Raw genomic sequence first — 18,294 nt, 5'->3', positions numbered from 1 at the left:
CGCAGCGCGCGGCTACGGGCCCGAAGTGGTGGGGTGGGGTTACACGCGGTGGGTGGTCACGTCGCGAATCTCCTGCCGGAAATTGCAGATGTGTTCGTGCTCGTCGTTCGCGTTCTTGCCCATGGACGCCGGGGCGGCTTGCAGGGCAATCGACAGGATCAGGAGCGTCCCGTCGGGCAGGGTGATCGGGCCGAGCCCGTGCAGCTCGTCGCGGATCTGCTTGCACAGCAGCCGGGACACGGACGGATCCGGGCCCCCGCGCACCCGCACCTGCAGCCGCGGTTCGTCGTACCCCAGTCTCGAATCCGACTCGTTCGCTGCGTCGTAGATGGTGAGGGCGACCGCGACACCCGGGCGGGACGGCAGCGACTCGAGGAAGCAGTTGCCGGCCGTGCCGTCCGGGTCGTAGTCGACGATGCCCAGGTTGGTGAGGTGCTGGGCGACACCGGTGAGGAGGTCAGCCACGCAGCCACCTCCGCAGCCCGACGGCCATCATGTCGAGGACGACCTGGCGCTCCCGGTTCATCGGGATTTCCAGGTACTTCGCCATGCGCCCGGGGAGGTGCCGGAAGTCCAACGCCTCGTGCTGGATCACGGCGTACACCGTGTCGAAGCTGATTGCCCCCTCCAGCCCGTCCACGGTGACCTTCCCGGACCGCTCCAGCGTGCCCTCGTCCAACGGGACGATGCGCTGCGCCTCGGTGAGCACATGCTGTAGGCCTCGCTCCAGCCCTTCGGAGGCGAGGCGCCGGCCACGCCCCGTCCACGGGGCGGTCCCGCTGCTCGTGAACCGGGTGTACTGCACAGCGCCCCCTAGATCAGTTGCACTTCGAGATGGTCGGGTGTGGGCAGGCCGCCCCCGTCACGCCGCAGCGCGGTGATGATCAGGGTGGTGGACCCGTCGGGGAGGGTGACCCTGGACTCTGCGGTGCACAGGGCCAGGGCCTCGTCGAGCCGGGCGTAGAACGTCCCGGACGACACAACCTCCTGCCCCTTCGGGTTGCGGACCGTGCGGGTCTTCTGCTCCAGGAAGCAGCGCACTGCCGCGGGCGCCGCGTACGACGGGCCGTGCGCCCCGGTGTCCCCGCCGTACGTCTCCACCGTCACCTCGTGGCGGAGCAGCTTGCCAAGGATCACCCCCATGAGGTCACCCACCCGAGGACGAACACGTCCGGGGTCAGGTCGGGGGTACGGAGCGCCTCCAGGGCGGTGTCAGCGACCGCACGGCCGCCCGATGACGCCCCGGACTGCGCCCCGCCCCCGGACAGGCTCACCGATCCGATGCTGACCGAGGTGTACTGGCCCGCGGTCCCGAGTTCGTCACCGGAGTCGTCCCATGCCCACACCTGCGCGGACACGGCCGCCGCGAACGCCTCGGCCACCACCTCGTTGGACGGCATCCCGTCCTCGGCAACGTCGTACCGGCACAGCCGGAACACCCGACTGTCGAGGAACCGGGACGCCCTCCGGAGACGGGCATCAATGTCCGCGGGTGCGGTCTGCCCGGTGGTCTCCTCGTACTGTGCCGCGGTCGCGTACACCCGGGCCATGGCCGCCCCCTATGCGCTCGTACCGACGATGACGATGTCGTAGACCACCGACGTGCCAGCGCCGCTGTTGGTGACCTTCAGGATGTCGCCCGTGGTCGCGGTGACCGCGTACGCCGTGGCGTCCGCGACTCCGGCCATCGCCCCGAACGACGCCCCCGGGCGCAGCGTGATCGTCCCCGTGGAGTTGAGGAGCGTCACCCACGGGGCCGTGCCTGCACCGATCACGACGTTGTTGACGTTCGTCGCGGCGGCACTGATGAACAGGCCCTTGACCTTCGCGAACGTGGCCGCGGCCCCGAACGCGTCGAGGAGGACGCCGGCGAGGTCGAGATCCTCGGTGGCCGACGCGGCGAGGGTCCGCTGATCGTGGAACACCCGGTCGGCCTTGCCCGCGCCCGTGCCTGAGGTGAGGTGCACCCCGCGGCGGAAGCTGAGCCGGTCCTCCGACGTCGTCAGGTCCAGGGTGCGTGTCTGGTACGTCCCGGCGGAGATCCCGAGGTCAGCTGTCAGCGGCATCCGGGGTCACCTCCTTGGGCGTTTCGGGCTCCGCGTACAGGGCGGCGAGCTCGTCGCGGGTTGCTGCCGCCGCGTCCTCCTCCGAGGCTCCCTGGCTGACCGCGTAGGCCAGCCAGTCCGCCTTGGACCCGGACTTCGGCGGGCGCTTCGGCTCGTCGTCGACGGGGTCGGCGAGCGGGTCGGTTTCGCGCCGCCACTCCGAACCCTCGTCGTCGGCGAGCTTGCTGAGTTCCTGCTCGCGCTTGCTTCCCTCTGCGGGGATCTCTCGTTCGGCGACGTGGCCGCCGGTGCTGCGCACGAACGTTGTCCGCATGGTCATCACACCTTCAGCCCGGTCATGACCGCGTGGCTCTTCTCGTTGCCGTACTTGAGGCCGACCTCTCCGTACAGCTGGACCTTGTCCGACGCCCCGGTCTTCGCGAGGGGCTCCTCGAACAGGACGCCCTTGCCCGGAACGTTGAGGAACACCGGCATCAGCTGCTCCAGCGACGCGACGGTGATGACGTCCTGCGGCATGTGCCGGTCCATCATCACGGACAGGGTTCCGAAGTCCGTGACGATCGTGTCCACAGCAACGCCGCCCACGGTGCGGGACGTCTCGTGGTACTGCCCGTACGCGGACGCGAAGGCCTTCGTCACGGCGCGCCGCTGGGCGCTGTTGAGGATGAGGGTGGCGGTCTCCTGCTCGCTGATGCCGCCGTTGTCGTAGGCGAGCTGCAGCAGGTCGGACACGTGGTCCGTGGTGAGCGCGGTCTCCCACGGGTTGGTGTACGCGATGCCGGTGGCGGTGCCGAGGGTGAGCGCGGTCCCGCCGGTGGACGTGGCGACCTTGAACGCGTTCGTGCTCTTGGACACCACGTAGTAGGTGCGCCCGGCGACGATGTTCGTGGCCGCGCCGGTCGAGGTGAACACGATCTTGTCGCCGTCGGCGAGGGCGGTCGCGGTCTCCGTGATCGTGTCGGTGGCCGAGGTCAGGGCCGAGACCGTGGCGCCCTTCGCGATCCGGTTGGTGGTGACCGCAGCGAGGAGTCCACGGGTCTGGCGGGCGGTCGCGTTCGATGTCGGCAGGACGTACGACCCGTTGATGAAGCTGTAGTTGATGTCCAACGCCATCTGCTTGAGGGTCTGCGCCACCTGCCAGTCCAGCTCGGACGTGACGGGGTTCTCGCCACCGTTGTGGTTGTACGGCGCGGACTGCGGCGACGCGACCTGACCGATGGCCGCCTGCTTGGTGTACGAAACGGACACCTGCTCCTGGTGGATCTGGACGGTGTTCTTCACGTTCGCCCGGACCCGCTCCTCAGCGGTCGGCGCGTCGGCGCCCTCCAGCTTGGTGCGCTGCGCCGGGTCACGCAGGTCGTACGTCTCCCACTCGAATTCCGTGCTGGTGGTCATGCCACCGCCGGTGAGACCGCCGATGGCCGACAGCAGCGGAGTGTCCGCCGGGGTCAGGGCGAACAGTTCGCCCGTGTAGTTGGGGAGGTTGAAGGTCGTGCCCATCCCGGTGATACCGGCCATGAGGGTCTCCTAGATCACTGTGCGGCGCGCTGCCGCTTGAGTCGGATGACAGAGGCGAAGTCCCGCTTCTGCGTGGCTTCGGCGATCTGCTTGTCGAGGCTGTGCGGCTGCTCACTGCTGCCGCCAGACAGGTCCGCGCCGGAACGACCGGCACGCGCCCGCAGGCTCGGGGTGCGCTGGATAGCGCCCCGGATGGCCTTCTCCACGGCGGCGTTGAACGCCTTGGGGTCGTCGCCGGGGTCGATGCTGTCGATCTCGTCGCAGAACGAACGGGAGTCGAGGAGCGCATCGGCATCGGCACCGAGCCGGTGCGCGGTGCGGTACACGTGCAGTTCCATTTGCGCGGCCACCGCCTGCTCCTGAGCCGAGCCGAGGTGCTGCTGAGACTCGCGGAGCTGCTGGGTGAGCTCCTCGGGGGTCGTCGCCTTGTCGTCCTGGACGAGGCCGAGGGCCTTCCCGATGTCCTGCGCGAGCTCCTGCCGTGCTTCGGCTGCGGCGTTCTGCTTCGCGACGGTCCGGGCCTTGCCGGCTTCGCCACGGAGGTCCGCGATCATCTTCTGGACTCGCGGGTCCAGCGTGCTGAGGTCCAGCTCGCCGGTATCGGCCGGTGCCGCGCCGGTGCCGCCTGCGGGCTGATGCCCACCGGGGGCCGCACCGCCGTCGGGCGCTGGGGCGGGTGGTGCCCCTTCGCCTCCGTCGGCGTACAGGACGGGGGAGAACGGGTTCAGCGGGTACGGGTGGGCCCATCCGGCGCCGTCGAGACGCGGCCGGGCCAGGGTCTTACGGTTCATGCTGCTGCCCTCCAGGGGCATGAGTAAGGCCCGCACCAGGCGGGCCGTTTCGGACATGCGAAAGGGCCCGCACTGGGCAGGCCCTGAGGTGGTCAGTCGAGGTGGCTACCCGCGCGGCAACGGGCGGACCTTGGAGTACCCGCGGATCCACGCCGATCGGCGCAGGTCATCACGCGGGTACGGGCAGGCGGTCGGGCGGGCGCCGTCCCTGCCTGCCTGTGCGCCCTCGTTGAGGGCTTTCGCCAACTGCTCGCGCGGACCCATCACGCCCCCTCAAAGTCGGTTCTGCTGATGGCCGCGGCTAACGCGCGCCCGCTCCCCGGCCGCACTGCGCTGCCCGGAAACCTGCTCCTCGTACTCCGCCAGCGTGGTGCGCCGGTTGTCGATCCACCAGCGTTTCAGCTCCTCCGACGCACGCGCGTAGGCGATGTGCGACGGACCGGAAAACAGGCTGATCGGGTCGACGCCATCACTGGCCGCTTTTCGGGAGAGCAGCACGCCCCGCAGCTCGTCCTCCGCCGCCATGTACTGGCCGTACGTGTGGTCCCGGTACATGTCCCGCACGGTCTCACGGCTGTACGCCGCCCGCGCGGAGGCCTCCGCGTCCTCCCGGTCTGCGATCCACCGTTCAGTGGCGGACATGCTGTCGCGCGGATCATCCGGAAGGTCTGCGGAGAGGTGCGCCCACCCGTGCGGGTCCGAGCCCAAGGCGTCCTCAACCGCTGCCCGGTCGGCGAGCTGCCCGGCCACCGTGCCCGAGCCCGCCGCCTTCGGGAGCGGGGCAGGCGGGTGCCGGCGGTCGATCTCGGCGGCAATCCGCTCGATCTCGTCCGGCCGGGCGTACGGGATGGCCCACCCCAAGGTTCCCTCGTCCAGCCCGGAGAGGTCATCCGACAGGCGACCGCTGGGGAACACGGACGCGACTCGCTCCCGGCGGTCGGACTCTCCGGCAATGGCGTTCAGTTCGTCGCTGGAGGCGCCGCGTGCCCGGATGGCGAGTTCAGTGTCTGACAGGCCGATGAGGTCCGGCCGGCCGCCGGGCAGGCGGGCGGCAATGTCGCGCTGGTCCATCTCCGCTGCGACCCGTGACGTCTCTTCGCCGTCGAGGTGGCGCAGCGACCGCCCGAGCTCGTCGTCGGAAAGGCCGGTGAGGTCGCTTGCAACTCGGCCGCCGGGGCGTACCCGGCCCATGATGTGGCGCTCTTCCTTCGCGTTCTTGCGGCCAGCTGCGGCCAGTCGTCCGAACGCCTTCTTGCCGAACTTTTGGCGCCCGATCCACGCGGCTAGGGCTTCGGGGTCTCGGGCTCCCTTCGCGGCCAGCTTGCTGACGAACTGGCTGGGCATCGGTGCACCTCCTCTGCGGTTACCGCGCGGCGCCGATCTGCTCGCGCGCGGGCTTGCGGCGCAAGTCGTCGTGCGCATCCACGTGGATGCGCATTGCGGCCTGCCACTCGCGGACCTTCGCCCCGGCCTTCCGGCGCGCCTGTTCGTCCATCGCGGCGGCCTGCCGGCGTTTCCAGCGGCGGATGTGCCGCTCGATCTCCCGTTGGCGCTGCGTGTCCTCGTACGACGTGCCAGGTGTCGCATGGTGCGGCGGCCGGGTGGTCACCCCGGGGAGGTACGCCCCGAGACTGTGCCGGCAGTTCGGGTGAAACAGGCCAGCCGCGCGAGCCTCCAGGAGCGACCCGGCGACGTGCACGGCCACGGTCTGCGTCGGCGCGAACAGGCCGGAGGGCTGGATGCTGTGCTCCAGGCGCAGCGTGTGCGGCCCCGACTGCTCCCCGAGGGTGAGGATTTCGCCCTCCCACGGGCGGCACAGCGGGCATTCCAGCGGCGCATCCGACACGATGACGAGGCCGACGCGGATCTCTGCGAGCGCGTCGATGTGCCCCTCGATCGCGGCGCGCGCCGTCACGCTGCGCACCGCCATTTCCGCGTACGACGCCATGTCCCAGGACCGGCCGGCCGAGTCGACGAACCCGGTGACGCCGCGGTTGGCGAACTGGTCCAGCGCCCGTTGGGATGCCTGCCTGCGGGTGGACGCTCCGAGGAGGACGTTCCCGGAGGCGCGCCCGGTGATGCGGCGGTAGATGTCGACGACGGACCGGGTGATCCGCTGGTAGAGGGGTCGGGTGTCCTCGGCCATGGATGCGGCCAGCCGGTCCACCGCGGGCGCCCCGGGGAGGATGCGGCGGGCCTGGAGCTCCCGGCCGATGTCGAGGGCCCCGAGCTCGGCTACGGCTGCCTGACGGCCGCGGTTGTACGCGGTCACCAGGGCTTCGCGTACAGCCCCGTTGGTGTCCTGCTGCAGCGCGTCGGCGATCGTCTCCACGGCCTGCCGGAGGTCCCCGATGGAAGCGGCTTTCAGCTCGGCCCACAGGGGGCTGTCGATGTCGGCCTCCAGCGCGGCAGCGATGCGCTCCAGGAGCGCCACCTCCGCGTCGTCGTACAGGCGCCGGACCTCAGTCGCGAGGTCCTCCGCCATCGCTGGGGACACCGGCATGCGGCACCCCCTCACCCTCAGCACCCGTAGCGAACGGATCGGCGACGTCGCGGCCAGCCTCACCCTTAATGAGCCCGGTCTCGGCCTTGATCTGCTCGTCGTCCCAGTCGGGGTGCAGCATCCGCACGAGGGTGTCAGTGGATGCGGCTTCGGCGCGGCGCAGGAGCTCGGCGGTAGTGGCCAGCTCGGACGTTCCTTCGCTGATGCTGTCCTGGAACTCGACCTTGACCGGCTCCAGGTCGAGGCCGGCAACACCGAAGCGCGGCCCAGCCTCCACGGCGAGGAGCGCGCCAACGATGTCGCCGATGCCCGGCCCCCAGTACAGGGCCTTACGTGCTCGGGTGGACATGCTGCGGCGCTCGCGGGCCCGGATCTCCGTGGCGGTGACCGCGGTCCCGTCCCCGGAGTCGCCGAACGTCGATGCGGAGTACCCGGCTTGGCGGACGGCCTGCCCGATGAGGTCCTGGCAGGTGTCGCGGTGCTCGGCCACCCGGATTGCGAACTGGATATCCGTGATCGGGTTCGGGTCGCCTGCGCGCGGGAGCATGTTGAGCCCGGCGTAGACCTCTTGGTCGATGTTCACCGACGCGCCTGCTCCGGGCCCGTTGGACTGGAGCAGGGTGTCGGCGATGAGGATGCGGCCCTTGCCGAGCCGAATGTCTCGCATCCACGAGGAGTACGTCTCGTCTAGGGCGTCCATGATGCCTTCGATGCCCTGGTAGTCGGACTGGCCCCAGCCTGCGGCCGAGGGGATGTTCCGCCACCCGCGGGCGGGGCGCACGTTGGGCACGTAGGCGGCTGTCAGGTGGTCGGGCGCCCCGGTGTCGAGGCCGCCCTCAGCGTCCACCTCCGTGGCCAGGGGGGCGGTTGCCGGGTGCTCCGGGAGCGGGCGGGCGTTGCCGAGGTGGGTCAGCGACCCTTCGTACAGCCCGTGGAAGATGCGGCCCTTCTCATGGCGCTCCAGGTGACGGAACACCCTCTTGTCGTTGCCGTCGACGGGGGCGAGCAGCGTCCAGAACGTCACCGCGATCAGCCGCCCGTACCGGAACTCCGGCACAGCGCAGTCCCCGGCGACAACGTCGATCCACGGCCGGTCGGACACCTCGTCGTCCCACACGACCCGCAGGTACGACCCGCCGGTGGCCGCGCAGACTTCGCCGCCTTCGAGCAGGGTGGGTTGCAGGCCGCTGTCCATGAGGTCATCAAGGCGGGTCTGCGTGGCCTCGTTGTCGGAGAGCAGGGTGGGCGGTTCGGAGAACAGGAGCTCCGACGAGGTGCGGGCGATGTCCCCGGCAAGGGGGATGTGGAGCTTGGTGCGGCGCTCACCTTCCGGGGTGGGTGTGCCCCACCACCAGCGGGCGAGCAGGCCGCGGACCCCGCCAGAGCGCTGCGCGGGCCGGTTCGGGCGGTCGTATCCGGCGTAGTGCCCGCCGTACCGCTGCTCCAATGCGTCAGGGTCGCCGGAGTACCAGGCGCTCCAGTCGGCGAGGTGGGACTGGACGGTGGGGTCGGTGGGCGGCCAGGTGGTGTCAGCCGTGGGCAGAGGCATCAGGCTGCCACCTCCAGGAGGGTAGGAATGTGTGGCCGCCAGAGGGCCTCTGTCGTCCGTACGCCGTACCGAAGTGCGTCACAGCCGTGGTCGTTGAGCTTGATCGGCTTGTCTTCGCCCTTCTCCGCGGCCTCGTCGTCCCACGAGTAGCCGGGGAGTTCATCGATCAGCCCGGTGCAGGAGCGGTGCACGCGGAGCCGGTCGGCGGCGAACAGGCCAGCCACGCCGCGGATGCCGTCGAGGACGGTGTTGTCGGCGGGCATGACGGACGGCACGTTGTCGCGGTGCAGCTGCTCGATGAACGAGGCTGCGGACGGGTCAACGATCGTCCACTCGGGGCGGACGCCGGCCACGTTGGTGTGCGGGTGGACGACACCGGCGAGCCAGCGGCGGCGAGCAGCTGAGTACTCGGTGTCCGTGAGCTGTTTCCGGGCGGTCCGCGAGTTGTGCCAGTACTCCGAGACGACGTACAGGCGCTGGTCCGTGCCGAGCCCGATCAGGAGGTCCGCGAACGGGTTCACGGTGCCGTAGTCGATGGCGTCGCACAGCCAACGGGCGATCGGTGGGCACTCGTCGACGACGTGGCGCTCTGCGTCGAACATCTCGTAGATGGCGCCCTCGGACTGGACCCAGTGGCCGAGGATGAACCGCCGGTACCAGAGCCCGATGTACTCGGCTTTCAGCGACGTCACGTACTTCGGGTCCAGGGACGGGTTGTCGTCCAACGTGAACTGCCACGACCGGAGGTCCAGGTCTCCGGCCCGGTTGATGAACTCCTTGCGGAGCCAGTGCCCGGGGTTGTCGGGGTTCGTCGTCGCCATGAGGCGGGCCCCGGGGACGGACAGGCGGCCGAGGAGCTGATTCCAGAACCCGCGGGGGATGAGCGTCGCCTCGTCGACGTAGGCGAGGCAGCACGTCATGCCTCGCAACCGGCCCTCTGCGCGGGAGTCTGCTGCGCCGATGAGGTGGATGGTCCGGCCGAGGATGACGGCGGTGGTCGCCCCGCGGGTGTGGTGGACCATGCGGGCGACGGGCCCGAACACGGCCTCGTCCTGGAGCGGGTCGATGATGTTCCGCTCGATGGTCTGCAACGACCGGCCCACGATGACGATGAGTCCGGACGGTGGGGCGGCTGCTACTGCGATCAGGAACGCGATCAGGGACGCGATCGTCTTGCCGGAGCGGATCGCGCCGTGCCAGATGTTGATGCGGGCGGTCGCCCCAGCGATGGACCGGATCTGCATGCGGGAGAGGGGCAGCGAGTCGAGCATCAGCCCTCCTCGGTGTCCTCCTGCTGCCCGGCGAGGTGCTTGATGCCGTCGGCGAGGTCGCTGAGCACCGAGCGCGCTGCGGCGAGCCCGTTCTCTTCGGCGGTCGGCGGGACGAGGCGCAGGGCTTGCGCGGCTGCGTTCGTAGCTGCGGCCATGAGCGCCCGCTTGTCCGCGGCCGGCGGCTCGGGTACGGGCTCCTCGGTGTACGTGTTGTCCTTGCCGCCGATGTTGTAGACGACGGATGGCTGCCACACCTGTGCGGAGAGGCGCAGCGCGTCGTCGGTGAGGGCTTCGGCGAGAATGGTCCGCTTCTCGGCAAGGTCGGCCATGCGTGCGCGGGTGGCTACCTCGGTCGCGGCCCGGTCGAACGTGAGGCCCATGTCTGCGGCGTGGAGGCTGACGGTGCGCCCGGAACGGCCGGTGCGGCGGGCAATCTCGTTGCGTGAGCAGCCCTCAGCGTGGAGCCGCCGGAACTCGGCCCGGTCTTCGTCGGTGACGGGCCGCTGATCTCCGTGGAGTCCGCCTTGGTGGGGCATGGCCGTCTCCTCACGCTGTACGGGTCACCTGCAACCAGGAGCCGGCGCGGACGATGGTTGGGGTGGCGGTGGATACGTTCTGTGCCCACTGCACGGTGAGGGTGCCGGTGGCTCCGGCGGTGAGGGTGCCGAGGGGGGCGACGATGAGGCCTCCGGCGATGATGCCGACGCCGATCGCCGTTCCGAGGTCGTAGCGGGTGAGCCGGAGGCTGCCGGTGCCGTCGGACACCCCGAGGGTGATCGCGCCGGGTGTCCAGTGGCCGGTGGATCCGGGTGGCGCGGCGAGGGTGAGGGTGAGGTCTGCTGCCGGGTCTCCGGAGGCGACGAGCATGGCGGCGATGGCGTACCGGCCGCCTGCCGTGACAGGCAGAGTCAGGTGGTCGTCGTCCTGGAGGACGGTGGACGTACCGATCTGTTCGTCGGCTGACTTGTCGACGGTGCGGATCACCCCGACCGTGTCGCCGGTGGGGACGGTCCCGGGCAGGCCCTGAATGCCCTGGAGCCCTTGAATGCCTTGGAGCCCCTGCTCCCCGCGCGGCCCGGCAACGAGGACGTATTCGCCGGCAGACGGCTCGGCCGGGGCGAGGTCGGCGAGGTCGATGGTGCCGAGGTCCGCGGTGAGGAGCAGCGGGTAATCCCGCTCGCGCCCGCCGGTGGGGGCGTCGTACGCGCGGTACGTCCACCCGGTGGGGGTGCATGTCGGGTCGTCGACGGCGAGGACGGTGAGTCCGGGGGTGTCGTCGTCGGCGTGGAGGATGCCGTCGACCCAGTGGCCGATCACGTCGCCGGTGATGATGAGCCCGTGTTCGGGGCTGCTGACCTGTCCGACTTCGGGGCGCAGCGTGAACGTTCCGGTGTAGGGGGTGCCGTCGGGGTGTTGGCGGTTGCCGGTCAGGGTCACGGTCTGGACGCCGTCGGGCAGTGCCATGTGCACCTCCGGGCATGAGGAAGCCCGGCCGCGAACGGGGGTACGCGACCGGGCTTGTCTGTGGGGTTACCGCTGGGGCGGCCCGTACTGGCCGGGCGCGGGCTGCTGACCCTGCTGCGGCCCGTAGTACGGGGGTGCCTGGTACGGCTGCTGCGGCAGGTACTGCTGCCCGTACGCCTGCGGTGGGGGCTGCTGCTGTGTGGGCTGCGGGTACATGCCGGGCGGCGCCTGGTACGTGGGGATCGTGGTGGTGGTCTTGCGGCCGAGGGCGGCGGCGATAGGCCAGCCGGTGATTGCCCAGAGCCCGCAGGTGAGGATTGAAAGAACGATGTGCAGGCCGTGGTTCGCGCCGCGCCGTTCGGTGTACCGCTGTGACATAGGTAGGCCCCCAGATGGTGTGGGGGCAGTGTGGCACGTGTGTGGGGGTTTTGTGTTCGGGCATGGCGGAACTGGCCTCAGGATGCCCGATGGCACGGCTGTGCGCAACTACGGGTGTAGTGCGGTGTGGTGCGGGCGTGGGTGAGCCCCGCCTCCGGGTGGTGGGGGCGGGGCTCGGGTCCTCCGTTGGAGCGTGGCAGCCAGCTCACAGTCCAACGTGTCGTGCTGACGGGTCCACGCTACGGGCCGGGACTGACAACCGGCCTACTTCTTCTTCAACCAGCCGCCGCGGGAAGCCTGGTAGGTCGTCTCGTGCCCGCTGCCGCGGGTGTCTCCGGCGGGGAGGCGGCTCGGCATCGTCTTGGGGAGCTTCCCGACGGGCTTGCTGCTGGTGGTCTCGTTCTTCGAGCGTCCGAATGCCATGATCGTGGTCCTGTCTCTGTGATGGGGATAGGGACCCGGGGCCGGCCGATGTCTTGGCGGATGGCGGCCGGCCTCGGGGGTCAGTTGTCGGGCGTCTCGGTGACGGTCAGGTCCGGGCGGTACTTGCGGATGCGGTCGATGCGCTCGCGGGCGAAGTCCTCCGAGTTGGTGGTGAACTCGTCGAGGAACGTGCCGTCGGCGGCGGTCACGCGGTAGCGGATGAAGACCATTACGCAACCTCTCGGGTGGGCTCTTCGACCGAAGAGAGGGCGCTCTCCGGCCGGTCTTCCGGGGCAGAGAAGGCGGTCTCACCTGCGTCTTCACCGCTGGAGAGCGGCGACTCTCCCGGAGCGGGGAGGGGAGTGGCGAGGTCCACCAGGCGGACCCCTGAGCGGCCCCTGATGTCGCCGATGGTGAACGCCCGGGTGATGGGGATATCCAGGGCCACGAGGGCCTCTCGCAGGGCGGTGTCCTCGTGCCCCTCCATGCCGGGCAGGGCGCGCATCCGGGGGTACAGCTCGTAGAGGTGGATGCCGGGCCGGTCACCGATGGCGGTGGCGAGCCATTCCGTGATGGCGGCGCGAGGGTTGGTCGGCTGGTCGAGGGACGGGCCGCTCGACACGTCGGCGGGCGCCTCCGGAGCGCTGACCATGTAGGCCGCGACGACCCAGCCGATGGAGGCTGCTGCGGCGGCGTACGTGGTGTAGTCGGAGGACGCGACGACGTACGTGCCTCCGAGGAGCAGCCCGACCCGTTTCAGCGGGGCGCGCCTGTCGAGTTCCGGCTCGGGCGGCTGCTCGGCGGGCTCCTCGTCCCCCTTCCCACCCTTGTACTTCTTGCCGGCCTTGACCGGCTGCTCCGGGGCGGGGATCTCCCTGTACTTCGGGGCGGTGACCCAGCCGATGATCCGGTCGTAGAGGACCATCGAGCCGTCACCGAGGGGCCTGACCAGGGGCTTGAGGTTCACCGGCCGGTACCGACGGTGGTGACGCTGTTGCCGACCTGGTCGCCGACTCCCTGAACGCTGCTGAAGATGTCGGCGATGATTCCGCCGGCGGATCCGGCCAGGAGGATGCACGCGATCGCGGTGATCACGATGGCCTTGCGCTCGCCTTCCTTGTAGACGTTGTTCTTCCACTTCACGGCGATGACGGTGACCATGATCAGGCCGATGAGGAGGGCGCCGAACGCGCCGCCGTTGACCTCCAGTTCCGAGGGCTGGGCGGGCGGGGCTGCCATGGTGTGGTGGCTGGCGGTGTCGATGGCGGCGACGAGGTTGGTGCGCATCAGGGTGGCCTTTCAGTAGCCGAGGAGCTTGGCGATGGTGGTGGCGGACGCGGCGTAAATGGCCCAGGTCGCGAGCCGGTCGCTGTGGATCAGGGCGGCGGGGACGCGCACGAGGATGTATGCGATGAGGCCCCAGCCGAGGGCGTAGGCGAGCACGAGCAGTCCTCAATGCGGGATGGCCACGACGAGCGCGACGAGCGTGACGATGAATGCGACGGTCCCGGTGATGACGGGGACCTTGCCGAGTGCGACGGTGCAGAGCGCTGCAACGGCGAAGCACGTGGCCGTGGCGAAGTAGACCGTTGCCATCAGTCGAGCTCTGCAACGGCTGCGGGGTGGAAGTGGGAGCGCCCGTTAGCGTCGCGCAACGCGGGTTGCAGCTTGCGACGGTTGACCCAGGACCGGACGGTGCCGGGGGTCACGCCCTTCAGCTCTGCGACGTCCGCAACGGTCAGGAGTCGCACGCCTTCGAGGTCGAGCGCAACGGGCGCCATCGCGTCGTCAATGGTCTGTTGCAGGTGCTGGTCGTCGGGGGTGCTGACCGGGGCTGCAACGGGCGGTGCGGGTGTTGCCGGGGGCAGCGCAACAGGGGGTGTTGCAGGGGCGAGCGGCGGGGGCGTTGCGCTGTCCGGGGCGGGACCGTCGGTGACGCGTTGCAGCTTCGCAACAGGCGGTGCAGCGTCGGGTGCAACGGGCGGTGCGAGGCGCTCGTGGATCTGTCGCATGATCGCGCCGAACGCGAGGAGTGCGGCGGTGGGCGGGACGGCTGCAACGACGTACCGCATCGGGTCTGCGTTGGTGCCGACCCCTGCAACGTTCAGTGCGATGGAGCCGAGGGATCCTGTTGCGGCGAGCGCAACGGCCCACCAGTCCATGCCCCGGCCGCGCAACGAGGCACGGAGCATGAGGAGCTCCCCGGCGACGATGAACAGGTCGACCGTTGCGGGCCACGCCCAGGCGCGCTTGCCGGACAGCCCGTTCTCGCTGGCGATGTCGTGGAGGTGCTCGTACGACAGCCAGAACGCGAACGCTGTGAGCGCGACGGTGACGACCGCAGCGCCGACGGCGAGGCCGGTGATCGGGTTGCGGTTCACTGGGTGACTCCCTGTGCGATGAGCCGGAGGAGTGCCGCGTACTCGCCGCGGGTCTGTCCGGGCCAGACGCGGGGAGCAGCGGCAAGGAGGTTCTGCTCCGCGTCGAACCCCTGCTCGGTGGGGCCGTGGAGCTGCTCGGCGAACACGAGGGCCTGGGCGAGGCGGGTCTCTTCGCGCATGGTGTCGCCGGGTCGGTAGGCGTCGAGCTTGTCGGCGAGCTGGCCGAGGAGGAGACGGGTGTCGTCGCTGAGGACGAGGGGCTCTGTCATCACGCGGCCACCGCCGGGCGGGGCGCGCGGGCGCGGCGCAGGGCCTCGCCCATGTCCGGGTCGGAGTCCGTGGCGAGGATGTGGAGCAGCGCGACGATGAGCGGCTGCCCGGTGGTCTCGGCGCGGGTGATCAGCGCGGTGACGGGGGCATCGATCGCTGCGAGGACGGCCCGCGCGGTGTCGGGGAGCTGCGCGTCGGACGGCTGGCAGGCGATGCCGAGCATGCGGGCGAACACGTCACCGCGGCGCATCTCGTAGGCGTCGCCCCTGTTGGAGCGGTCGTCGACGATCGGCTGGCTGTAGCCGACGGGGAGGCGGTGGCGGTCAACCTGGGAGAGGTACTCATCGGCGGCGGCCCGGATGACGTGGCGCCGGCCGGTGGCGGTGGTGGCCAGCATCGCCAGCGCGTGGCTGGTCTGGCGGGTGAGGGCGTGGATACGATCCATGCGGCTGTCCTCCTGGTTACGCAGGCGGGTGGCCGGCCCCGGCCAATGGCGTTGCGAGCGCCGGCCGGGGCCGCTTTTCGTTGCAGGCTCCACCGTAGGGAACCTGCTTTACAGTGTCAACAAGGTTAGGGCAGGATGGTACCCATGCCGGACAAGAAGGAGCCGGAGCCGACGGACGAAGGGGAGCTGGTGAACCTGTCGCAGCTGGCTGCGGAACTCGGCGTCACGCGTCAGTGGCTGCACGCGCTGCGCACTTCGGACCCTGCATTTCCTGCGTCGCGCCGCCGGCCGGGAAGTACGCGGGAGTTCTGGGACCTCGGTGAAGCCCGGACCTATTACAAGGCGCGGCGGGTGCGCCCGGGTGAGCGGACGGACCTGAAGCCCAAGGAGTAGCGCGCACGGAAGCCCCCGGCCATGTGGTCGGGGGCTTCGTGCTGCCCGTGTGGCTGCTGCCCGGGTGCGCCCTGCCGTGCTGCGGGTGAGGGTGGGCGTATGTCTGGTCATCTGCCTGTCGTCGTGTACCCGCCGTCGCCGACGGGTGGGCGGCGGGTGCGTGTCGACGGGACGATCCTCGGCCTGGCCCTGTCGCTGCGGGACGTAGCCGAGTTCCTACGCCGGGCGGGCATGGACGACGTCGAGGAGTCGGATGTCGAGCGGTCCGGGCTGATCGAGTGGCGTGGGGGCGGGCCGGATGTGTGGTCCGCCCCCTGACGTCAGGCGGCTGCCCCGAGCTCGGTCCAGATTCCGCCGCAGCTGCTGCAGTTGGCGAGGGGGGACGCGCCGCTGCCGCCGTGGACGGTGATGGTGCCGCCGCAGTCCGGGCAGGGGTGGGCGAGCTCGGCTGTCTCGGCCCCGGTGTCGAGGGTCTGCTCAATGCGGTGCCGCGCCTCAGCCGCAACGTACCCGACGTGCCGCCCCTGTGCCTCGCTCAGCGGCCGGAAGGGCCCGGGGCGACCTTGCACCCGCCCGAGGAGCCACAGCGCCGCGTAGGGGGCCGTCCTGGTCCCGGTGTACCGCCACCGTCGGGGGTCGAGCGCATCGGCTTCGGCCTGCTCGTTACGGCGGGCCCGATCGTTGGCCGGCCAGTGGCGAGGGGCGCGGGACATGGCCGGGCGCTGCACCACGGCCGCTGTCTGGTCGGCGACCTCCACGAGGGCGGCTTCCACGGTGCGCATGACCTCGTACACGTGCAGCCGGATCGGGATGGGGCGCTCGCCGATCTGCTGCGGGTCGCGCTCCAACAGGCGCAGTGCCGCGGCCTGGTGCCGGGCGGCTTCGGTCTCCTCGGGGTCGAGGGCGTCGCATGCGGTGAGGTAGGCGCGGAGTCCGCGGCCGAACCCGCCGACGATGCTCGGTGCGCCCAGTGCGGTGTGCAGGTCGGTCCAGACGAGAGCAATGGCACGGAGGTCAGCGGCGCTCGTGTTCACGGTGGCTCCTGTGGTGCGGCGGGACAGGGTCAGTCGGGGTGGCCGCCCGGGTGTGGGGGTCCGGGCGGCCGGGTCAGGCGGTGGCGGGGCGGCGCTCGTCGGGGTGGAGCCGGGCGATGTGTTCGGCCATGCGGTGGCGTGGGATCAGCTGGTGGTCGCCGCAGTACGGGCAGGGGTTACGCACTTCGATGCCAGTGAGAGGGCTGGTGAAGTCCGGCTGCCGCTCGGTCTCCCGCTTCCGTGCTGCGATGCACCGCGGGTAGGGGCACCCGTCGACGGGAGTCGTGTGGTGCTGCTCGCACATGGCCAGGGCGTGGGTGCACTGCCCGGCGGTGAGCGCGGCAACCTGCTGCTCCAGCTGTTCGACGTGGCTGTCGCGGACGGCAAGCACCAGATGACCAAGGTCGGCAGCATCGAACGGCGGGTCGGGGTAAGCGGTGGCGAGTGCGTCCACGATGCGGTGGTGCAGGTCCGGGAGCGTGGTCCGGTCGGGGACGGCGTGGCGGGCCCGGGCGGTGTCCCGCTCGGCCTGCAACTGTCGGACGAGTTCCCGGAGGTGGTCTTGCTCGCCGTGGAGGATGACGCCGTCGAAGCTGCGGGTGAGGAGGTGGTGGATCATCTCGTCGTCGGTCATCGTGGCGCGCTGCTCGCTCATCGGGTCGCCCCCTCGGTCTGGTAGGTCCACCAGCCGTCGAATCCGGTGGGGATGACCGGGTGGTCCAGCAGCATGGGGCGGAGTACCGCGAGGTGGATCTCCATCGTCTCGGGCTTCTGCGCGCCCCAGTAGCGTTCGCCGTCCCACCGGCCGTGGCAGTCGCCGCCGTACCGTCCGTCGAGGTCGGCGGACAGGATCGCTTGCGGGTCCCCCAGGTCGAGGGGCTCGGGCAGGTAGTGGCTCCACAGGCCGAGTTCGCCGATGCAGGCCCGGGTGACGCCCTGCTTGCGGCGGTACCAGACGGCGGTGGCGGTCCCGCTGAACGCGTGCTTGTCGCCGCGCGGGTGCTGCTCGCCGGTAACGGTGGACAGGTTGATGGCGAAGGGCTTGCGGCTGATGAGGAAGCGGTCCTCGCGGTTCATGCGGCTGTGTCCTCTCGGGTGGCGTCAGGTTGGGTCCAGCCGTCGCGTACAGCCCCGGCGGCGAGTGCTGCGTTGTCCTGCTGCTCCGTCCCGAACAGCGCCCGTTGGTGGGCGACCCAGGCGGCGTGGCGGCGGTGGTACCGGTCGAGGCTGAACAGCTGGGCAACGAGGGCGAGCACCGGGGCGAGGAGCAGCAGGAGGGATGCGAGGCGCGGGCCGCTCACGAGGAGGGCCCGGGGCAGGTGACAAAGGCCGGGTCCCGGGTGATGCGCTCGCCGCGGAACTCGAACGGCGGGCGGTGGCAGCAGGGGCTCATGCCGTTGTCGTCGGGCCCGGGGCAGGCGTGGATGGTGACGGGCGCCGCCACGGTCTCCGGCTGCTCGCCCGTGCCGAGGATCTGCCGGGCCGGGGCGCTGTCCGGCAGCGGAAACACGGCGTCAAGCATTGCCCGGATCTCGGCAGCGTCCCGCTCGTCCAGCTCGGTGCGCAGCAGGTTCGTGCTGCTGCCGTTGTACTTCGGGCCGGCCAGGCGGAAGCCCATGCCGCGGTCGTTATCGTCCAGCTTCGCGATGTTGAGCTGAAGCTGCTTGGTCCAGCCGTCACGGTCAACGTCGACGACGACGCGCGCGGTCTCGGCGGTGGGTGTGGTGTCGGTCATTGGGTGTCTCCTGCACGGGTGTCGGGGCGGAACCGGAGGCCCGGGGCGGTGGCGCCCCGGGCCGGGGGGTGGG

The 18,294-nt window shown here is 70.5% G+C and carries 32 protein-coding genes; 2 read left to right on the top strand and 30 right to left on the bottom strand.

What is annotated here, in order from left to right:
- Positions 1 to 39 precede the first annotated feature (39 nt).
- From ACFW9O_RS17815 to ACFW9O_RS17695, 25 genes are all read right to left on the bottom strand, one after another.
- The gene (locus tag ACFW9O_RS17815) at positions 40 to 465 is read right to left on the bottom strand and encodes a minor capsid protein (RefSeq protein ID WP_384610346.1); all 426 of its coding nucleotides are present in this window, start codon (positions 463 to 465) and stop codon (positions 40 to 42) included.
- The gene (locus ACFW9O_RS17810; RefSeq protein WP_384610344.1) at positions 458 to 805 is read right to left on the bottom strand and encodes a hypothetical protein; all 348 of its coding nucleotides are present in this window, start codon (positions 803 to 805) and stop codon (positions 458 to 460) included. The genes ACFW9O_RS17815 and ACFW9O_RS17810 overlap by 8 nt, the downstream gene beginning before the upstream one ends.
- A gap of 8 nt (positions 806 to 813) precedes the next feature.
- Positions 814 to 1,143, bottom strand: a complete 330-nt coding sequence (locus ACFW9O_RS17805; protein WP_384610343.1) for a hypothetical protein — start codon at positions 1,141 to 1,143, stop codon at positions 814 to 816.
- A complete protein-coding gene (locus ACFW9O_RS17800; protein WP_384610342.1) occupies positions 1,134 to 1,550 on the bottom strand; it encodes a hypothetical protein in 417 nt (138 codons plus the stop codon). Before ACFW9O_RS17800 ends, ACFW9O_RS17805 begins: the two co-directional genes overlap by 10 nt.
- Before the next feature lie 9 nt (positions 1,551 to 1,559).
- Entirely contained in the window at positions 1,560 to 2,066 is a 507-nt protein-coding gene (locus ACFW9O_RS17795) for a hypothetical protein (protein WP_384610340.1), read from the bottom strand.
- Positions 2,050 to 2,379, bottom strand: coding sequence for a hypothetical protein (locus ACFW9O_RS17790; protein WP_384610338.1), 330 nt, complete (start codon positions 2,377 to 2,379; stop codon positions 2,050 to 2,052). Before ACFW9O_RS17790 ends, ACFW9O_RS17795 begins: the two co-directional genes overlap by 17 nt.
- Positions 2,380 to 2,384: 5 nt before the next feature.
- Positions 2,385 to 3,584 carry a DUF5309 family protein gene (locus ACFW9O_RS17785; RefSeq protein ID WP_384610337.1) on the bottom strand — a complete coding sequence of 400 codons (1,200 nt, stop codon included), beginning with the start codon at positions 3,582 to 3,584 and terminating at the stop codon, positions 2,385 to 2,387.
- 14 nt (positions 3,585 to 3,598) lie between these two features.
- Entirely contained in the window at positions 3,599 to 4,375 is a 777-nt protein-coding gene (locus ACFW9O_RS17780; protein ID WP_384610336.1) for a hypothetical protein, read from the bottom strand.
- Positions 4,376 to 4,480: 105 nt separating this feature from the next.
- Complete coding sequence (locus ACFW9O_RS17775) at positions 4,481 to 4,639, bottom strand: Rmf/CrpP fold protein (RefSeq protein WP_384610334.1); 159 nt, start codon at positions 4,637 to 4,639, stop codon at positions 4,481 to 4,483.
- Positions 4,640 to 4,648: 9 nt separating this feature from the next.
- Positions 4,649 to 5,719, bottom strand: a complete 1,071-nt coding sequence (locus tag ACFW9O_RS17770) for a hypothetical protein (protein WP_384610333.1) — start codon at positions 5,717 to 5,719, stop codon at positions 4,649 to 4,651.
- A gap of 19 nt (positions 5,720 to 5,738) precedes the next feature.
- The gene (locus ACFW9O_RS17765; RefSeq protein WP_384610331.1) at positions 5,739 to 6,878 is read right to left on the bottom strand and encodes a phage minor capsid protein; all 1,140 of its coding nucleotides are present in this window, start codon (positions 6,876 to 6,878) and stop codon (positions 5,739 to 5,741) included.
- Complete coding sequence (locus ACFW9O_RS17760; RefSeq protein ID WP_384610329.1) at positions 6,838 to 8,427, bottom strand: phage portal protein; 1,590 nt, start codon at positions 8,425 to 8,427, stop codon at positions 6,838 to 6,840. The genes ACFW9O_RS17765 and ACFW9O_RS17760 overlap by 41 nt, the downstream gene beginning before the upstream one ends.
- Positions 8,427 to 9,698, bottom strand: a complete 1,272-nt coding sequence (locus ACFW9O_RS17755; RefSeq protein WP_384610327.1) for a PBSX family phage terminase large subunit — start codon at positions 9,696 to 9,698, stop codon at positions 8,427 to 8,429. The genes ACFW9O_RS17760 and ACFW9O_RS17755 overlap by 1 nt, the downstream gene beginning before the upstream one ends.
- Positions 9,698 to 10,234: a hypothetical protein gene (locus ACFW9O_RS17750; protein WP_384610325.1), complete on the bottom strand. Its 537-nt coding sequence runs from the start codon at positions 10,232 to 10,234 to the stop codon at positions 9,698 to 9,700. Before ACFW9O_RS17750 ends, ACFW9O_RS17755 begins: the two co-directional genes overlap by 1 nt.
- Before the next feature lie 10 nt (positions 10,235 to 10,244).
- The gene (locus ACFW9O_RS17745) at positions 10,245 to 11,162 is read right to left on the bottom strand and encodes a hypothetical protein (RefSeq protein WP_384610323.1); all 918 of its coding nucleotides are present in this window, start codon (positions 11,160 to 11,162) and stop codon (positions 10,245 to 10,247) included.
- Positions 11,163 to 11,228: 66 nt separating this feature from the next.
- Positions 11,229 to 11,540: a hypothetical protein gene (locus ACFW9O_RS17740; protein WP_384610322.1), complete on the bottom strand. Its 312-nt coding sequence runs from the start codon at positions 11,538 to 11,540 to the stop codon at positions 11,229 to 11,231.
- Between the two features lie 264 nt (positions 11,541 to 11,804).
- Positions 11,805 to 11,963, bottom strand: a complete 159-nt coding sequence (locus ACFW9O_RS17735) for a hypothetical protein (protein ID WP_384610320.1) — start codon at positions 11,961 to 11,963, stop codon at positions 11,805 to 11,807.
- Positions 11,964 to 12,043: 80 nt separating this feature from the next.
- Positions 12,044 to 12,193: a hypothetical protein gene (locus ACFW9O_RS17730; protein WP_384610318.1), complete on the bottom strand. Its 150-nt coding sequence runs from the start codon at positions 12,191 to 12,193 to the stop codon at positions 12,044 to 12,046.
- Complete coding sequence (locus tag ACFW9O_RS17725) at positions 12,193 to 12,930, bottom strand: hypothetical protein (protein ID WP_384610316.1); 738 nt, start codon at positions 12,928 to 12,930, stop codon at positions 12,193 to 12,195. The genes ACFW9O_RS17730 and ACFW9O_RS17725 overlap by 1 nt, the downstream gene beginning before the upstream one ends.
- On the bottom strand, positions 12,927 to 13,250 hold the full coding sequence (locus ACFW9O_RS17720) for a hypothetical protein (RefSeq protein ID WP_384610314.1): 324 nt from the start codon (positions 13,248 to 13,250) through the stop codon (positions 12,927 to 12,929). The genes ACFW9O_RS17725 and ACFW9O_RS17720 overlap by 4 nt, the downstream gene beginning before the upstream one ends.
- Positions 13,251 to 13,262: 12 nt before the next feature.
- Positions 13,263 to 13,406 (bottom strand): hypothetical protein, encoded by a 144-nt coding sequence (locus ACFW9O_RS17715; protein ID WP_384610312.1) that lies wholly within the window; start codon positions 13,404 to 13,406, stop codon positions 13,263 to 13,265.
- 9 nt (positions 13,407 to 13,415) lie between these two features.
- Complete coding sequence (locus ACFW9O_RS17710) at positions 13,416 to 13,559, bottom strand: hypothetical protein (RefSeq protein WP_384610310.1); 144 nt, start codon at positions 13,557 to 13,559, stop codon at positions 13,416 to 13,418.
- Positions 13,559 to 14,344, bottom strand: coding sequence for a DUF2637 domain-containing protein (locus ACFW9O_RS17705; protein ID WP_384610308.1), 786 nt, complete (start codon positions 14,342 to 14,344; stop codon positions 13,559 to 13,561). The genes ACFW9O_RS17710 and ACFW9O_RS17705 overlap by 1 nt, the downstream gene beginning before the upstream one ends.
- A complete protein-coding gene (locus ACFW9O_RS17700; RefSeq protein ID WP_384610306.1) occupies positions 14,341 to 14,613 on the bottom strand; it encodes a hypothetical protein in 273 nt (90 codons plus the stop codon). The genes ACFW9O_RS17705 and ACFW9O_RS17700 overlap by 4 nt, the downstream gene beginning before the upstream one ends.
- Complete coding sequence (locus tag ACFW9O_RS17695) at positions 14,613 to 15,059, bottom strand: hypothetical protein (RefSeq protein ID WP_384610304.1); 447 nt, start codon at positions 15,057 to 15,059, stop codon at positions 14,613 to 14,615. The genes ACFW9O_RS17700 and ACFW9O_RS17695 overlap by 1 nt, the downstream gene beginning before the upstream one ends.
- Before the next feature lie 144 nt (positions 15,060 to 15,203).
- Between ACFW9O_RS17695 and ACFW9O_RS17690 the strand changes: the two genes are divergently transcribed.
- Both ACFW9O_RS17690 and ACFW9O_RS17685 read left to right on the top strand, forming a co-directional pair.
- Positions 15,204 to 15,452: a hypothetical protein gene (locus ACFW9O_RS17690; protein ID WP_384610302.1), complete on the top strand. Its 249-nt coding sequence runs from the start codon at positions 15,204 to 15,206 to the stop codon at positions 15,450 to 15,452.
- Positions 15,453 to 15,551: 99 nt separating this feature from the next.
- A complete protein-coding gene (locus ACFW9O_RS17685; protein WP_384610300.1) occupies positions 15,552 to 15,770 on the top strand; it encodes a hypothetical protein in 219 nt (72 codons plus the stop codon).
- A gap of 2 nt (positions 15,771 to 15,772) precedes the next feature.
- On the opposite strand, the gene ACFW9O_RS17680 is transcribed toward ACFW9O_RS17685, so the two are convergent.
- The 5 genes from ACFW9O_RS17680 to ACFW9O_RS17660 all read right to left on the bottom strand — a co-directional run bounded on the left by ACFW9O_RS17680 (position 15,773) and on the right by ACFW9O_RS17660 (position 18,221).
- Complete coding sequence (locus ACFW9O_RS17680) at positions 15,773 to 16,486, bottom strand: hypothetical protein (RefSeq protein ID WP_384610298.1); 714 nt, start codon at positions 16,484 to 16,486, stop codon at positions 15,773 to 15,775.
- Between the two features lie 73 nt (positions 16,487 to 16,559).
- On the bottom strand, positions 16,560 to 17,141 hold the full coding sequence (locus ACFW9O_RS17675; RefSeq protein ID WP_384610296.1) for a hypothetical protein: 582 nt from the start codon (positions 17,139 to 17,141) through the stop codon (positions 16,560 to 16,562).
- Positions 17,138 to 17,563, bottom strand: coding sequence for a hypothetical protein (locus ACFW9O_RS17670; protein WP_384610295.1), 426 nt, complete (start codon positions 17,561 to 17,563; stop codon positions 17,138 to 17,140). The genes ACFW9O_RS17675 and ACFW9O_RS17670 overlap by 4 nt, the downstream gene beginning before the upstream one ends.
- Positions 17,560 to 17,787, bottom strand: a complete 228-nt coding sequence (locus ACFW9O_RS17665) for a hypothetical protein (RefSeq protein WP_384610294.1) — start codon at positions 17,785 to 17,787, stop codon at positions 17,560 to 17,562. Before ACFW9O_RS17665 ends, ACFW9O_RS17670 begins: the two co-directional genes overlap by 4 nt.
- The gene (locus ACFW9O_RS17660) at positions 17,784 to 18,221 is read right to left on the bottom strand and encodes a hypothetical protein (RefSeq protein WP_384610293.1); all 438 of its coding nucleotides are present in this window, start codon (positions 18,219 to 18,221) and stop codon (positions 17,784 to 17,786) included. The genes ACFW9O_RS17665 and ACFW9O_RS17660 overlap by 4 nt, the downstream gene beginning before the upstream one ends.
- Between the last annotated feature and the right edge of the window lie 73 nt (positions 18,222 to 18,294).

It is taken from the genome of Streptomyces sp. NPDC059499 (assembly GCF_042749285.1).
GTDB lineage: Bacteria > Actinomycetota > Actinomycetes > Streptomycetales > Streptomycetaceae > Streptomyces.
Note: the sequence above shows the minus strand (reverse complement) of the source record. Positions and strands in the feature narration are given on the sequence as shown.

What these genes read in the sequence shown, in the direction of transcription:
- ACFW9O_RS17805 (WP_384610343.1), bottom strand. Translation starts at nt 1,143, where the DNA reads ATGGGGGTGATCCTTGGCAAGCTGCTCCGCCACGAGGTGACGGTGGAG.
- ACFW9O_RS17800 (WP_384610342.1), bottom strand. Translation starts at nt 1,550, where the DNA reads ATGGCCCGGGTGTACGCGACCGCGGCACAGTACGAGGAGACCACCGGG.
- ACFW9O_RS17795 (WP_384610340.1), bottom strand. Translation starts at nt 2,066, where the DNA reads ATGCCGCTGACAGCTGACCTCGGGATCTCCGCCGGGACGTACCAGACA.
- ACFW9O_RS17790 (WP_384610338.1), bottom strand. Translation starts at nt 2,379, where the DNA reads ATGCGGACAACGTTCGTGCGCAGCACCGGCGGCCACGTCGCCGAACGA.
- ACFW9O_RS17785 (WP_384610337.1), bottom strand. Translation starts at nt 3,584, where the DNA reads ATGGCCGGTATCACCGGGATGGGCACGACCTTCAACCTCCCCAACTAC.
- ACFW9O_RS17780 (WP_384610336.1), bottom strand. Translation starts at nt 4,375, where the DNA reads ATGAACCGTAAGACCCTGGCCCGGCCGCGTCTCGACGGCGCCGGATGG.
- ACFW9O_RS17775 (WP_384610334.1), bottom strand. Translation starts at nt 4,639, where the DNA reads ATGGGTCCGCGCGAGCAGTTGGCGAAAGCCCTCAACGAGGGCGCACAG.
- ACFW9O_RS17770 (WP_384610333.1), bottom strand. Translation starts at nt 5,719, where the DNA reads ATGCCCAGCCAGTTCGTCAGCAAGCTGGCCGCGAAGGGAGCCCGAGAC.
- ACFW9O_RS17765 (WP_384610331.1), bottom strand. Translation starts at nt 6,878, where the DNA reads ATGCCGGTGTCCCCAGCGATGGCGGAGGACCTCGCGACTGAGGTCCGG.
- ACFW9O_RS17760 (WP_384610329.1), bottom strand. Translation starts at nt 8,427, where the DNA reads ATGCCTCTGCCCACGGCTGACACCACCTGGCCGCCCACCGACCCCACC.
- ACFW9O_RS17755 (WP_384610327.1), bottom strand. Translation starts at nt 9,698, where the DNA reads ATGCTCGACTCGCTGCCCCTCTCCCGCATGCAGATCCGGTCCATCGCT.
- ACFW9O_RS17750 (WP_384610325.1), bottom strand. Translation starts at nt 10,234, where the DNA reads ATGCCCCACCAAGGCGGACTCCACGGAGATCAGCGGCCCGTCACCGAC.
- ACFW9O_RS17745 (WP_384610323.1), bottom strand. Translation starts at nt 11,162, where the DNA reads ATGGCACTGCCCGACGGCGTCCAGACCGTGACCCTGACCGGCAACCGC.
- ACFW9O_RS17740 (WP_384610322.1), bottom strand. Translation starts at nt 11,540, where the DNA reads ATGTCACAGCGGTACACCGAACGGCGCGGCGCGAACCACGGCCTGCAC.
- ACFW9O_RS17735 (WP_384610320.1), bottom strand. Translation starts at nt 11,963, where the DNA reads ATGGCATTCGGACGCTCGAAGAACGAGACCACCAGCAGCAAGCCCGTC.
- ACFW9O_RS17730 (WP_384610318.1), bottom strand. Translation starts at nt 12,193, where the DNA reads ATGGTCTTCATCCGCTACCGCGTGACCGCCGCCGACGGCACGTTCCTC.
- ACFW9O_RS17720 (WP_384610314.1), bottom strand. Translation starts at nt 13,250, where the DNA reads ATGCGCACCAACCTCGTCGCCGCCATCGACACCGCCAGCCACCACACC.
- ACFW9O_RS17710 (WP_384610310.1), bottom strand. Translation starts at nt 13,559, where the DNA reads ATGGCAACGGTCTACTTCGCCACGGCCACGTGCTTCGCCGTTGCAGCG.
- ACFW9O_RS17700 (WP_384610306.1), bottom strand. Translation starts at nt 14,613, where the DNA reads ATGACAGAGCCCCTCGTCCTCAGCGACGACACCCGTCTCCTCCTCGGC.
- ACFW9O_RS17695 (WP_384610304.1), bottom strand. Translation starts at nt 15,059, where the DNA reads ATGGATCGTATCCACGCCCTCACCCGCCAGACCAGCCACGCGCTGGCG.
- ACFW9O_RS17690 (WP_384610302.1), top strand. Translation starts at nt 15,204, where the DNA reads ATGCCGGACAAGAAGGAGCCGGAGCCGACGGACGAAGGGGAGCTGGTG.
- ACFW9O_RS17685 (WP_384610300.1), top strand. Translation starts at nt 15,552, where the DNA reads ATGTCTGGTCATCTGCCTGTCGTCGTGTACCCGCCGTCGCCGACGGGT.
- ACFW9O_RS17675 (WP_384610296.1), bottom strand. Translation starts at nt 17,141, where the DNA reads ATGAGCGAGCAGCGCGCCACGATGACCGACGACGAGATGATCCACCAC.
- ACFW9O_RS17670 (WP_384610295.1), bottom strand. Translation starts at nt 17,563, where the DNA reads ATGAACCGCGAGGACCGCTTCCTCATCAGCCGCAAGCCCTTCGCCATC.
- ACFW9O_RS17660 (WP_384610293.1), bottom strand. Translation starts at nt 18,221, where the DNA reads ATGACCGACACCACACCCACCGCCGAGACCGCGCGCGTCGTCGTCGAC.